This window comes from Solirubrum puertoriconensis, assembly GCF_001483135.1.
GTDB classification, from domain to species: Bacteria; Bacteroidota; Bacteroidia; order Cytophagales; family Hymenobacteraceae; genus Solirubrum; species Solirubrum puertoriconensis.
The window spans coordinates 245,344-257,793 of sequence record NZ_LNAL01000003.1 but is presented as its reverse complement, the minus strand read 5'-3'; the positions used below and the strand labels follow the sequence as shown (position 1 = coordinate 257,793).

Here is a 12,450-nt window from a genome sequence, read left to right as displayed (position 1 = left end):
CCACGCGTGCGGGTTTTTGAACAGCAGCGCGCCGGGGTATGTATCTTGCGTAGTCGTTGGCCTACGGCATTTTCAACATGGTATTCAACACGAAGACTAAACTGTACATCGGCTTCTTTATTGCGGCCGGTGTACTTCTGCTCACGGCGGTGGCCTCGTTTATCAGCACCCGGCAGCTGAGCAACCGTACCCAGTGGGTCGAGCACTCATACCAGGTAATGCAGCAGCTCAAGGATATGGAGCTGCGCATCAAAGATGCCCGCTCGGGGGTGCGCGGCTACCTGCTCACCACCGACACGGTGTACCTAGGGCTTTACAACAAAGCCAAAGGTCAGGTAATGGGGCATTTTAACGAAGTCGATCGGCTCACGCAGGACAACCCCAAGCAGCAGTTGCGGCTCGATACTCTTGAAACCCTGATTAATGTGCAGCTGCGCCTGCTCGCCGACCTCACCCGCAGCAAAGGCAATCTGTCGCGCTCCACCATTCAAACAACGCTCGATACCGACCGCCAAACCATGCGCGCGGTGGAACGCCTCCTGAGCCGGGCCCGCACGCGCGAGCTGGAGATTTTGCAGGAGCGCAGCTCCGAGCAAAGCACCTACGAGACCATCACGCCGGCTATTATTCTGATATCGACCACTTTTGCCATCGTCATCACGCTGTGGCTTTTCTGGCGCGTAAGCGTAGAAATAACCGCCAATGAGCGTTTGCAGCACGAGCTAACGGCCGCTAACGAAGGCATTGCGCACCGCATCAGCATCATCGAGAACCTGGCCAACCAAGTAGTGCAGGGCGACTACAAGGTGAAGATCAAGGACAAGGAACGCGACAGTGTGGGCAACCTGGCCACCTCGCTCAACCGCATGACGCAAACCCTCGATGATACCTTTACGGCCCTGGAAAAACGCAACCGCGAGCTGGATCAGTTTGCCTACGTGGCCTCGCACGACCTAAAGGCCCCGTTGCGCGGCGTGAGCACCGTGGTAAAGTGGATTGAAGACGAGCTGGGCCACGAGCTGTCCGACAAAATGCGCGAGTACTTTGGGCTAATGAAAGGCCGCCTCTCGCGCCTCGAAGACCTGATTAACGGCCTGCTGGCCTACGCCCGCGTGGGCCGCACCCAACAACGCCTCGAGGAAATTAGCGTGGAACACTTGGTGCACGAGGTGGCCGATTTGGTAGTGCCGCCTACGTTTGAGTTGCGCATCCAAGATGACTTGCCTACGCTCGTTACCGACCGACTAAGCCTGCAGCAGGTGTTTACCAACCTGCTCAGCAATGCCGTAAAGTACCACCACAACAAGCAGGGCATTATTACCATCGGCTGCCGCGAGGCAGGCAAGCAGTACGAGTTTCGGGTGCAGGACGACGGCCCCGGCATTGCCCCCGAGTACCACGAAAAGATTTTTCTGATGTTTCAGACGCTGCGCGACCGGCACACCGCCGAAAGCACAGGCATTGGCCTGAGCATCGTGAAAAAGATTATCGACGAGCAGCGCGGCAGCATCCGCGTGGAGTCGGCTGCGGGCAGTGGGGCGGCGTTCGTGTTTACCTGGCCCAAGCAGCCGGTGGGCGTGGCGCTCAGCAAAGCCGAGCTGTAACCTAGGGCTGCGGCAACAGTACCTTACCTTTGTTTCCTCACCACCTCCTTTCCCGATGCGTTCAGTTCTGCTAGTAGAAGACGACTTTTTCGACACAATGACCGTGCAGAAGTCGTTCGAGAAGTTCAGCGTTCCGCACAAGCTTTACACAGCCTTCAACGGGCTCGAAGCCTTGGATATGCTGCTGGGCCTGAACGGCGTCGAACCCATTCGGCCACTGCCCGAGGTAATTCTACTCGACCTGAACATGCCCAAAATGAACGGGCACGAGTTTCTGGCTGAGCTAAACACGCACGAGGAACTGCGCCACATTCCGGTGTTCATCACCACCACCTCCGAGATGGACATCGACCGCATGCAGGCCGAGCAACACAACGTGCGTGGCTACATCGTAAAGCCCATCGACTTCGAGAACACGCGCGACATGATCGACAGCATGAGCCTGCTCGAAACCTTGCTCAAGCCTGAGTAGAGCGTGTAGTAACGTACTTACCAACGGCAACGGGGCCGCCGAATTAGCTTTCGGCGGCCCCGTTGCCGTTGGCAGGGTTATGCTTATCCTACTTTTATCACATCTTGGCCCCTGATAAGCTCCGCAACCGGGCCACTTACCCGTTCATTGCAAGCCTCTGCATCGTAGTGAGAAGCAGCAACGTATGGGATTAAAAAGGAGTTTGGCCCGCGGAACGAGTTACCCTGCCGTTGTGGTTTCGAAAAGCACGGGGCACTGGCCGGTTTTTTGCGGCAACTTGGCTCCGGCATTACTTTTCGGCCGCGCGGCGCGGCGCTGTATGCAACCGCCCCCGATCCGAACGTTTCCTAACGGTATTCACCTGTTCGTTCACGCCCTCCACTCATGAACATTCGTTCAATGTTGCTCGCCGCCGGCCTTGCCGGCGCCTCCGCGGCTGCTGCCGTGGCGCAGGATGCCCCGCGCCAGCTGAGCACGCCTCCTTCCGTAGCCGACACCGTGCGCCAGAGCGTAGCTACGCCGGCACCCGCACCAGCTCAGCCTGCCCCAGCTCAAGTGGCTCCGCCACAGCAAGCACCACAACCGCGCTACCGCATCGGCCTGAAATCGGGCCAGGTATATGCCGCCGACGATGTAGAGATGCGCCAGCCGGTAATTGGCCGCTCGTACCTGCTGCTCAACGGCCAACAGCGTTTCGATCTGGATCAGATTAAATTTTACCAGGACGAAACGGGCCACTACGTTCGTACCACGCTGCCGGGCTCGCGGCGCGAAGCTACCCTGCGCCGCGAAAAGCAAGGCCGCATCAGCACGTATTCCATCACCTCGCAGTCGTGGTCGCCGGGGGGCTTTGGTGGCGGGCCTTGGGGCTACGGGCCCTACGGCTACGGCATGGGCCGCTACGGTTTTGGTAGCCCGTGGGGCTACGGCGGCTACCCCTACGGCGGTGGCTACCGCACCGTGAAAACGGAGTACTTCAGCAAGGATGGCGGCCCGATTCAGGACATGAACCTGCGCAACCTGAGCGTGGCACTTTCCGATAACCCCGGCAGCTCGGAGCTATTGCGCGATGCGGCTCGCCTCAAGCGCATCAGCACCGCGGGCTACATTGTGGGCGGCGGTATGCTGGTGGCGGGTATGCTGAACACTTTCAGCGGCAACGCGCAGCGCATTTCGCCGCTGGTGTTCATTTCGGTGCCGGTGTTGCTGGTGCCCACCTTCGTGAGCGGCTCGCAGGCCAACAAGCTGAAGCAAGCCGTGCAGATGTACAACTACTCCGGGGCAGCCACGCGCTAAGCGCCACCCCTTTTTCCCTCCCACACCATGGCCGGTACCCACCTAGGGGCCGGCCTTGGTTTTTGGAGCCTAGGCCAACCGCGCAGCCGGCTCTTGCGTTTGCCAAGCTGTGTCTGCCGCCATACCAACTCCCGATACCGACTTTGCGCACCGCCAAGCGCTGGCGTTGCTAGCGCACGAGCGGTTGTGCCAGCTCTACGGGGCACCCTTCCGGTTTTTCAGCGTGAAAGACCCTATGAGCGAGCTGATCAGCGCCGTATTGTCGCACCGCACGCGCAACCAGGATTCGCACCGGGCTTACCAACAGCTGCGGGCCCGGTTTACTACCTGGGCCGAAGTGCGCGATGCTCCCACGGCCGAAGTCGAAGAAGCCATCAGCCCGTGCACCTGGCCCGAGCAAAAGGCCCCGCGCATACAGGCCATATTGCGCGAGCTAACCGAGCGACTGCAAGGGCACCTGGCACTCGAGTTCCTGGGTGAGCTGCCCGTACCCGAAGCCCGTGAGTGGCTTGAAACCTTGCCCGGCGTGGGGCCCAAAACCAGCGCGGCCACGCTGCTATTCAGTACGCTGCGCCGCCCGGCCATGCCCGTCGATAGCCACCACCACCGCGTAGCCCAACGCCTAGGTCTCATCGGCCCCAAAGTAGGCACTGAAGCCTCGCACGCGCTGCTTGAGGCCTTGTTGCCACCCGATTGGGATGCGCAGCTGGTGTATGACCACCACGAGGCCCTGATGTTTCATGGGCAAAAGTGCTGCTATTACCGCTCGCCGGCGTGTGGCCGTTGCGTGCTGCTCGATGTGTGCCCCACCGGCCAACAGCTACGCGGCAGCACTTCGATGGCACCGGCTGCGTAAGCATACGTATTACCTTCTTTCCTCTTCAGCCATGAAACCTACTTACGGCATGCCGGCTTTGCTGTCGGCTATATTCCCGGGCTTGGGCCAGCTCATCAAAGGGCAGATTCTGAAAGCCGTGGTTATTTGGGTAATCAGCGGTGTGGTGGGCTTTTTGCTTTGGTGGACGATAATTGTTCCTTTTGCCGTGTGGGCCTGGAACGTGTACGACGCCTACAACTCGCCCACCACCTAGCCCGGCATGGCCACCCTGCACCTCAAAGCCAAACCCAACGCCTGCCACAACGCCCTTGTGCTAGCGCCCGATGGCAGCATTACCATTCGGCTGAACGCCCCTGCGCAGGATGGCAAAGCCAACGACTGCTTGCTGCGGTTTTTGGCCGAGGTGCTGGCCCAACCCCGCAGCAGCCTTACCCTGCTCAGCGGCCACACGGCGCCGTTCAAAAAGGTTGATGTACCCGGCCTTTCCGATGCGGAGCTGCGCAGCGCCTTGCTTGCCCACGCGCAATAGCCGCCTCCCCTTAGATCGTGGCTGAGGGCGCTGAGCTAGCCATATGGTTGCCTGTGCCAAAACTCATAGCGTTTAGCCACCCAACACCACAAAGCTGCAAGCGGCACTGGTTTGCTTTCAAACACAGTGAGCATTGAACCGCGGACCGCAGAAAACGAAAAGCCGCCAGTTTCCCCGCTGGCGGCTTTTCTCCCTTCTACACCTTCCCCCTAGGTTCGTGCGGCCCCGAGTTTCCCATTCTCCGGAGCAGCGGGCGCGCACGAATACTTGTTACCCAACCCTGGAGGCTTGCAGCTCCTTGCGGTAGGTGCGCTCAAAATCCTCATCCACGTGGTACGTCGATTCTTCGTGCTGACTCAGGTCGAGTCCTAGGTCTTCGTCGGCGGCTTTCACGCGCAGGGCAAAAAAGCGGTCCGTTAGCTTCAGCAGCGCCCAAGCGCCGCCAAACGAGTAACCCACCACAATCAGCAAGCCCAGCACGTGGTAGCCAAACACCGTGGCGGTGCCATGTATCAGGCCCACCTTGTCGGCAAATACGCCCGTGAGCAGCATGCCCACAATGCCACCTAGGCCGTGGCACGGAAATACATCAAGGGTATCGTCGATGGTGGTGCGGGAGTTTTGCCAGTGCACCGCCGCGTGGCTGATAAGCGCCGCCAGCACGCCGAACAGTACGCTTTGGCCGTAGCTTACGTAGCCGGCCGCGGGCGTAATAGCCACCAGCCCTACCACGGCGCCGGTGCAAGCACCCACGGCCGTGGGCTTGCCACCGCGCACCACCTCTACCAGCAGCCAGGCAAACAACGCCGCCGCCGAAGCCAGGTTGGTGTTCACGAAAGCCGTTACGGCCAGCTCGTTGGCACCTAGGGCCGAGCCTGCGTTGAAGCCAAACCAGCCAAACCACAGCAAACCCGTGCCGAGCAGCACGTACGGTACGTTAGGCGTTGAGAACGACGACTTGCGGTGCGTAGTGCGCGGCCCTAGCACCATGGCCCCAGCCAGCGCCGCAATGCCCGCCGAAATGTGCACCACCGTACCACCGGCAAAATCGAGCACGCCCCAGCGGCGCAAGAAGCCTTCGGGGTGCCACGTCCAGTGCGCCAGTGGGCAGTAGATGAACAGGCAAAACAGTACCATGAAAGCCAAGTAGCCTTTGAAGCGTACCCGCTCGGCAAACGAGCCGGTAATTAGGGCTGGCGTGATAATGGCAAACTTCAGCTGAAAGGCGAAGTACAAGATAAACGGGATAGTAGGCGACAACACCGGGTGCGGCGCCGTGCCCACCCCACGCAGCAAAGCATAGGTAAACGGTGAGCCGATGATGCCGTGCCACGAGTCGCCGTAGGCCAGCGAGAAACCAACAAAGTAGAACACCAGCGTGATGACACCCAGGGCCACAAAGCTTTGTAGCATGGTGCTGATGACGTTTTTAGGCCGCACCATACCCGCGTAGAAAAACGACAGCCCCGGCGTCATGATCAGCACCATGGCGGTGGCCGTTAGCATCCAGGCTATGTCGGCAGCACTTAGCGAGCCGGGCAGGGCTACCGGGTGTGCGGCAGGCGTAGCGGCTGCAATCATTGCACTCAGCAGCAACCCACCTAGGGCTACACGAGCAAAGGACAATTTTGGCGTAGTGGTTGGCATAAGAGGCGTGGGCTAGTTACCTGCACTAGCTAATGTATTCACGAAATATCTATTGCAACAAGAACACTCTCAAGTTTTATAGGCATATCCAGCAAAATATGTATGATATGGTTATACACCCCTTGTTAAATAGGGATAATAGTCTCAAAAAATACATTATATTTGCTATTACCCCCCTATAATCAATACACCCTCTGCTAAATACCGAACACTATGTAAACACCCCTCCAGTGGCTGATAAAAAGCATTGCTTTCAGTCGCTTGTCGCATTATCTTACGTATAGCCTTCAAGCTATTGCCGAGTTTATGCAGCTGCGCGACTTACGCTACATGTTGGCTTACATTGTGCCTGTGTGCGCAGCGTTGGGCTTGCTGTGGCACGGCGCATGGGCGTGGCTTACGCCAGTGGTGGTATTTGGCCTAGTGCCTTTGCTGGAGCAGTGGGTATTACCTAGACTCAAGCCCCAACCCGAAGAGCCAGCTACCACATCGGCGGCTTACGCATGGGTGTTCGATGGGCTGCTATACTTGAATGTGCCCCTGCAGTACGGCTTGTTGGGCTGGTACCTCCACACGCTGAGCGTGCAACCCCTTAGCCCAGCCGAGCTGGCCGGGCTTACCGCTAGCCAGGGTATTTGCTGCGGGGTGCTGGGCATCAACGTGGCGCACGAGCTTGGGCACCGCGCCAACCGGCTGGAGCAACTGCTGGCGCAAACCCTGCTGCTCAGCAGCCTGTACCTGCACTTCTTCATCGAGCACAACCGCGGGCACCACAGGCATGTGGGCACACCTCTCGATTCGGCTACCGCGCGGTTTGGCGAAAGCCTCTACCCGTTTGTGCTTCGCTCGATGTGGGGCGGCTGGCGCTCGGCATGGCAGCTCGAGGCTACCCGCCTGCAACGCGCCGCGCAACCGGTATGGCACCCGTGGCACAACCAGATGCTGCGCTTTCAGTTGCTGCAGCTGCTGGCGGTGCTGGGCGTTGGCGGTGCCCTAGGTTGGCAGGCAGCCGTGGGCTTTGTGGCAGTGGCGTTTTTGGGCGGCGCGTTGCTTGAGGCCGTAAACTACGTGGAGCACTACGGCCTGCAGCGCCGGGAAGTGCGACCCGGGGTGTACGAGCGGGTGCAGCCCCACCACTCCTGGAATGCCGAACAGCCCCTAGGTCGGATTTTGCTGTATGAGCTAACGCGGCACTCCGACCACCATTACCTGGCTTCGCGGCCGTACCATGCCTTGCGCTACCAGCTCAGCAGCCCCCAAATGCCGGCAGGCTACCCGACTATGCTGCTGCTGGCCATGGTGCCGCCTTTGTGGCACCACGTGATGGACGACCGTACGCGCACCTATGCCGTTTTATAAGTTCAGGGCAGCATTCAACACACCGTTTACAACCTCTGCCATGCGGCGAAAATCGAGTGTGTCGATGGTGTCGGTGGTTTCGTGGTAGTTGGGGTTGCGCAGAAAGGCCGTATCGTTAATCATCACGGCATTCCAGCCGTAGGGCCAGTAGTTGCGCTGATCCGACAGGCCCGCCAAACCCGCTTTGGCCGAGAGGTTGATGCGCTGCACATCCACCTCGGCTTTGGCACGCATAAGTTGCTGCACACGCTGCGTAAACATCTCCTGCCCATCGCGGCCCACCACCGTAATAAAGTTGCCGGTGTTGGGGTACAGCTCGGCTAGGTTTTCGGTGGGGAAGCGCTGCGAACCGGGCTCGTCGCTGAAGTAGCCAATCATTTCGTAGCAGATCATGGCGCGCACGGTTACGCCCGCATCGTGCAACGATTTGGCGTGCACGGCGCTGCCCATGTACTCCGAGGCGAAGTACGGCGGCTCTTCGTTGGGAAAAGCTACCAGGTCGATGCGGCGGTCGGGGGGCAGGCTGGCCTGCATCTCCCGCAGCAGGCGCCCGGTTTCGAGCAGGCCCGCTACGGCCGAGGCGTTGTCGTCGGCGCCGGGCTGCTCACCAAACACATCGTAGTGCGCCCCGATAACAATGCGCTCGGCATCGGCGGGGCCGAACGTGGCAATGATGTTGCGGTACTGGCGGCCATCGGCCTTAAATGACTGCTCCTCCACGGGGCAGCCCAACTTTTCGAATTCGGTGCGGATGTAGTCGGCCGCTTGGTTGAGCGAAGTGAGGTTGCGGTAGTTGCGGGCCGGCTGCAGCGAGGTCAGGAACTTGACATCGGCATAGAGCCGCTCTTGGTTGGCGCGCATAGGTGCGTTGGCTTGGTTGCTTGCGGATAGGCTATACGGCAAAGAACCATTCCGAAGCTTACCGAGCAACCACCCACCGGCCCCTAAGGCCAATAAAATCAGTATCAACCACCAAGGGCGCCAACTAATACGCACAGCTATAAATGGGCTAATTTATCTACCGCTTTTCCTAGGTCGTCATGCAGAGGCGCAGCCGAAACATCTCGTCGGATAGCATATTCTTTCCAGCATCAGTAGGCGAAATATCTCGCCTGCCGCTCGGCATGACGGGCTAGGTTGACTGCAACGAAGCACGCGAGATGCTTCGACAAGCTCAGCATGACACTCTAGAGAAGAAGGTGCTGATGTGCGCTTAAGAAGCCATAGAAATGCTTCGACTGCGTTCAGCAGGACGGGCGGGTGTTGGCCGACGAAGCTCCGGCAGCTATGGCTAATACCTGCCCTCTACGTTGTCGAGGTACTTCTGACCTGAGCCGGTGTTTAGCAGCAACACCTGCTCGCCGGCGCGCAGCCAGCCGCTTGTCAGCAGCTTGCGGGTGGCCATCCACACGGCGGCGCCTTCGGGCGCCACAAACAAGCCCTCGGAGCGGCCCAGTTCGCGCATACCTTCTACCATTTCGTCGTCGCTGATACTCAAGGCCGTTCCGTCCGACTGCTCGAGTACTTGCAGCATCAGGGCCTCGCCTAGGGGGCGTGGCACTGCCAAGCCGTTGGCAATGGTGGGGCGGCCGTTGTAGTGCTGGCTGTTGGGCTGATTGCCGGCTATGGTCTCGATCAGCGGGCAGCAATTGGTGGCTTGCACAGCCACCATGCGCGGCAGCTTGGCATCAGGCGCCAGCCAACCCAGGGCTTTCATCTCCTCGAAAGCTTTCCAGATGCCGATGAGCCCGGTGCCGCCGCCCGCAGGGTACACTATCACGTCGGGCAATTGCCACTGCAGCTGCTCGGCAATTTCGTAGCCCATGGTTTTTTTGCCCTCAATGCGGTACGGCTCCTTCAGCGTCGATACATCAAGCAAGTGGCCATCGGCGTTGATTTGCCGCACCTGGGCCGCGCAGTCGTTGATGAGGCCATCGACCAATTGCACATCGGCGCCATACCAGTAGCACTCCTCCCGAAAGGCTTTGGGCGTGTGGCGCGGCATTACCACGGTGGCAGGCAGGCCGGCCTTGGCGCAGTACGCAGCCATGGCCACGCCCGCGTTGCCAGCCGTTGGAATAATGCAGCCTTCAGCTCCCAGTTCTTTGGCCTTGGATATGGCCATGCTCAGGCCGCGGGCCTTAAACGAGCCGGTGGGGTTTTGGCCTTCATCCTTCAGCAGCAACGAAGCCAAGCCGTAGCGGGCTCCTAGGTTGCGGAGCGTGAGCAGCGGCGTAAACCCTTCGCCCAGGCTCACCATGTGCGCATCATCGAGCAGTGGTAGCACCTCGCGGTAGCGCCACATGGTGGCCGGGCGGGCAGCCAAGGCTTCTTTGTTCAGTGAACCTCTCTCGAGCGTGTAGCGGGCCAGCAGTGGCGCAGCGCAGCACTCAGCCACGGTTTGGGGGGAAAACGCCGAATGCGGCGCGTGGCAGCGCGAGCACACCAGCTCGCTTACTCGACTCAGAGGTTCGGTGATAGTAGCCATGGCTTGCGTTTGGGTGAAAACTGCCCAAAGAACGCTGTCAACCCCCTCAGTGGTTATGCCTCCAAAGCATGGTATTTTCGCATGGCTTATTCTGATTTCGAATAATAGCGCAGCGCAAACTGCATAAAGTCCTTAAATGGCGCGTTGTTCTCGGTGCCGCGGCGTTGCACAAACTCAAAGTGCCGGCGCAGCTGCAGGTCATCCACCTGTACTTCGGCCAACTCACCGGCGGCCAGCTCCTTTACCACCGCTTGCCGAGGCAAAAAAGCCAGCACGCTCGGGTCGACGCGCACAAAGTTCTTGAGGGCCTCGGTGCCACCCAGGCGCACTTTCACGTGCAAATCGCCAAGCCGAATGCGCTGGGCCAGCAAGGCTTGCTCCACTACGGCCAAGGTACCCGAGCCAGGCTCGCGCAAAGCCAGCGGTACGTGGTAGAGGTCGGTGAGCTCCAGCTTGCGGCCTTGCAGCGGGTTTTTGGCCGAGCACACGGCCACCACGTCGTCGGAGAGCAAGGGCGTATAGGTAACGTTGCTCACGCGATGTATACCCTCGATTACGCCTAGGTCGATTTCGTGCTCGAGCAGGGCTTTAAGGATGTTTTCGCTGTTGCGGTTTTTGAGCGTGAGCTGCACGTGCGGGTGGTGCCCTAGGTAGGCCGAAAGCACCGGCGGCAGCACGTACAGCGAAATGGTGGTACTGGCCCCGATTACCATCCGGATGTCGGGCGTAAAGCGCGGGCTCAGATCGGCCATTTCCTGCTGGAGCTCGGTTTGCAGCTGCTGCACCTGCAGTAGTTTTTGGTAGAGCAGCTGGCCGGCCGCCGTAAGCGCCACGGCATTGCCTAGGCGCTCAAACAAGCCCGTTTTGTAGTGCTCCTCCAAGGCTTTTACCTGCTTGCTAACGGCCGATTGGCTGATGAACAGGCTTTGGCTGGCTTTGGTGAAGCTGAGGCGACGGGCTACTTCCAGGAATACTTCGTGTTGATGCGAAAGCATGGCCGGAAGGTACAACGAGGCCGCTAAGTAGCCGCTTTGTACGCCGCCGGGCATCCGCCCGCACCCACAAACTGAACTATAACAACAGCATTTGCACGCCGCCAAATTTTATGACGGAAGTCATTGCAGATTGGGCTTTGTCGGGTGTTACTTATTGGCGTCGTCCTCCAAACTGCTGTAGTCATGCGTCGCAACCTAGGCCTCCCCGATCGTCTGATCCGTTTGCTATTTGCTGTGATGCTGGGCACCGAGCTTTTCATGGAAGGCCAAAGCGAAAGCATGTTGGCGTTGTTGGCAGTTCTTTCGGCCGGGCTGTTTTTCACGGGGCTTACCGGTTTTAGTCCGCTGTACGCTTTGCTGGGCCTCTCCACCCGCGATTTGCTTCGCAGCAAGCCCCACAAACCGGGGCGGTTAAGTGCTTAGCGCCCAACGGCACCTAGGGTTGGGTAGTAAGCGAGGGAGCAGCCGCTTGCCGGCGCGCTACCGGGCTCGAGCCCGGCCAGTAAGGCCGCAGCTTGTTGGCGTAGTCGACGAGGCGCGCTAATTGGCGTGGGTCGGTAAATCGCAGGTTGTGCTGGCGGGCAAACTTTTCAATATCGCGGGCTTCGCGAGCAAAATAAGCCAGCAAATCGCGCTTGGGCTGGCGCAGCCGCACAATGTACCCATCGGGCGTACCCAAGAAATACTTATCGGCGGGCATGTAGTACATGTCGCTTAGGCGCCGCGTTGGGATGGCCGTGGGGCTCCAAAAAGTGGGGTCGGCCCAGGGCACGCGCCGGAGTACTAGGTTGCAGCGTCGGTACAAGGTTACAGGGCCGCCACTCATCAACTCGAAAAATGCTGGGCAAGTAAAGTTGGCGTTGGGCATATCGCGGCTCCAGCGGTACACATGAAACTGCCGCGCCCGGTTGTAGCCAAACCACGGCAGCTCGCCGCGTCCGCTGCGCAAGGGTTGCATGTGTCCGTTGGCGGTAGCATCGAAGGGTTGCCCGTCGCCGCGCACGGCAAAGGTTCGTACCTCATTGGCCGGCACGGTGCGCACGCGCCCATCGGGTAGGGTAAGCAGCAGTAAGTCGCGGTCGAGGTACATCGTGAGCGGGCCGCGGAGGGTGTCGCCAGAGTTCAGCACCACGGTGCTGCTGGCAAACTGTTGTGCCCGGGCCATCGGCTGGGCGGCTCCTGCTAAAGGTGCCAAACCCACCGATGCCGCTGCACTAATTGC

The 12,450-nt window shown here is 59.7% G+C and carries 13 protein-coding genes; 8 read left to right on the top strand and 5 right to left on the bottom strand.

Annotated elements, in window-relative coordinates:
• Nucleotides 1-77: 77 nt before the first annotated feature.
• From ASU33_RS01550 to ASU33_RS01525, 6 genes are all read left to right on the top strand, one after another.
• Nucleotides 78-1,604, top strand: coding sequence for a sensor histidine kinase (locus tag ASU33_RS01550; RefSeq protein WP_149866988.1), 1,527 nt, complete (start codon nucleotides 78-80; stop codon nucleotides 1,602-1,604).
• Between the two features lie 55 nt (nucleotides 1,605-1,659).
• Complete coding sequence (locus tag ASU33_RS01545; RefSeq protein ID WP_059067452.1) at nucleotides 1,660-2,076, top strand: response regulator; 417 nt, start codon at nucleotides 1,660-1,662, stop codon at nucleotides 2,074-2,076.
• A 384-nt stretch (nucleotides 2,077-2,460) separates the two neighbouring features.
• On the top strand, nucleotides 2,461-3,372 hold the full coding sequence (locus tag ASU33_RS21620; protein WP_149866987.1) for a hypothetical protein: 912 nt from the start codon (nucleotides 2,461-2,463) through the stop codon (nucleotides 3,370-3,372).
• A gap of 109 nt (nucleotides 3,373-3,481) precedes the next feature.
• Entirely contained in the window at nucleotides 3,482-4,228 is a 747-nt protein-coding gene (locus ASU33_RS01535) for an endonuclease III domain-containing protein (protein ID WP_286130384.1), read from the top strand.
• 31 nt (nucleotides 4,229-4,259) lie between these two features.
• A complete protein-coding gene (locus ASU33_RS01530) occupies nucleotides 4,260-4,463 on the top strand; it encodes a hypothetical protein (protein ID WP_059067447.1) in 204 nt (67 codons plus the stop codon).
• A gap of 6 nt (nucleotides 4,464-4,469) precedes the next feature.
• On the top strand, nucleotides 4,470-4,739 hold the full coding sequence (locus tag ASU33_RS01525; protein ID WP_059067445.1) for a DUF167 domain-containing protein: 270 nt from the start codon (nucleotides 4,470-4,472) through the stop codon (nucleotides 4,737-4,739).
• Nucleotides 4,740-5,009: 270 nt separating this feature from the next.
• Here the strand turns inward: ASU33_RS01525 and ASU33_RS01520 are convergent, their stop codons facing one another.
• Nucleotides 5,010-6,365: an ammonium transporter gene (locus tag ASU33_RS01520; RefSeq protein ID WP_286130383.1), complete on the bottom strand. Its 1,356-nt coding sequence runs from the start codon at nucleotides 6,363-6,365 to the stop codon at nucleotides 5,010-5,012.
• A 282-nt stretch (nucleotides 6,366-6,647) separates the two neighbouring features.
• On the opposite strand from ASU33_RS01520, the gene ASU33_RS01515 reads away from it, so the two are divergent.
• Complete coding sequence (locus ASU33_RS01515) at nucleotides 6,648-7,745, top strand: alkane 1-monooxygenase (protein ID WP_286130382.1); 1,098 nt, start codon at nucleotides 6,648-6,650, stop codon at nucleotides 7,743-7,745.
• On the opposite strand, the gene ASU33_RS01510 is transcribed toward ASU33_RS01515, so the two are convergent.
• The 3 genes from ASU33_RS01510 to ASU33_RS01500 all read right to left on the bottom strand — a co-directional run bounded on the left by ASU33_RS01510 (nucleotide 7,740) and on the right by ASU33_RS01500 (nucleotide 11,228).
• Nucleotides 7,740-8,606 (bottom strand): M28 family peptidase, encoded by an 867-nt coding sequence (locus tag ASU33_RS01510; protein ID WP_059067443.1) that lies wholly within the window; start codon nucleotides 8,604-8,606, stop codon nucleotides 7,740-7,742. The two genes, ASU33_RS01515 and ASU33_RS01510, sit on opposite strands and share 6 nt — an antisense overlap.
• 430 nt (nucleotides 8,607-9,036) lie before the next feature.
• Nucleotides 9,037-10,233 (bottom strand): threonine synthase, encoded by a 1,197-nt coding sequence (locus ASU33_RS01505; RefSeq protein ID WP_059067440.1) that lies wholly within the window; start codon nucleotides 10,231-10,233, stop codon nucleotides 9,037-9,039.
• Between the two features lie 86 nt (nucleotides 10,234-10,319).
• Entirely contained in the window at nucleotides 10,320-11,228 is a 909-nt protein-coding gene (locus tag ASU33_RS01500) for a LysR family transcriptional regulator (RefSeq protein WP_059068293.1), read from the bottom strand.
• A gap of 183 nt (nucleotides 11,229-11,411) precedes the next feature.
• Between ASU33_RS01500 and ASU33_RS01495 the strand changes: the two genes are divergently transcribed.
• A complete protein-coding gene (locus ASU33_RS01495) occupies nucleotides 11,412-11,651 on the top strand; it encodes a YgaP family membrane protein (protein ID WP_059067438.1) in 240 nt (79 codons plus the stop codon).
• A gap of 13 nt (nucleotides 11,652-11,664) precedes the next feature.
• Here the strand turns inward: ASU33_RS01495 and ASU33_RS01490 are convergent, their stop codons facing one another.
• Nucleotides 11,665-12,393 (bottom strand): hypothetical protein, encoded by a 729-nt coding sequence (locus ASU33_RS01490; protein WP_059067436.1) that lies wholly within the window; start codon nucleotides 12,391-12,393, stop codon nucleotides 11,665-11,667.
• Nucleotides 12,394-12,450 lie beyond the last annotated feature (57 nt).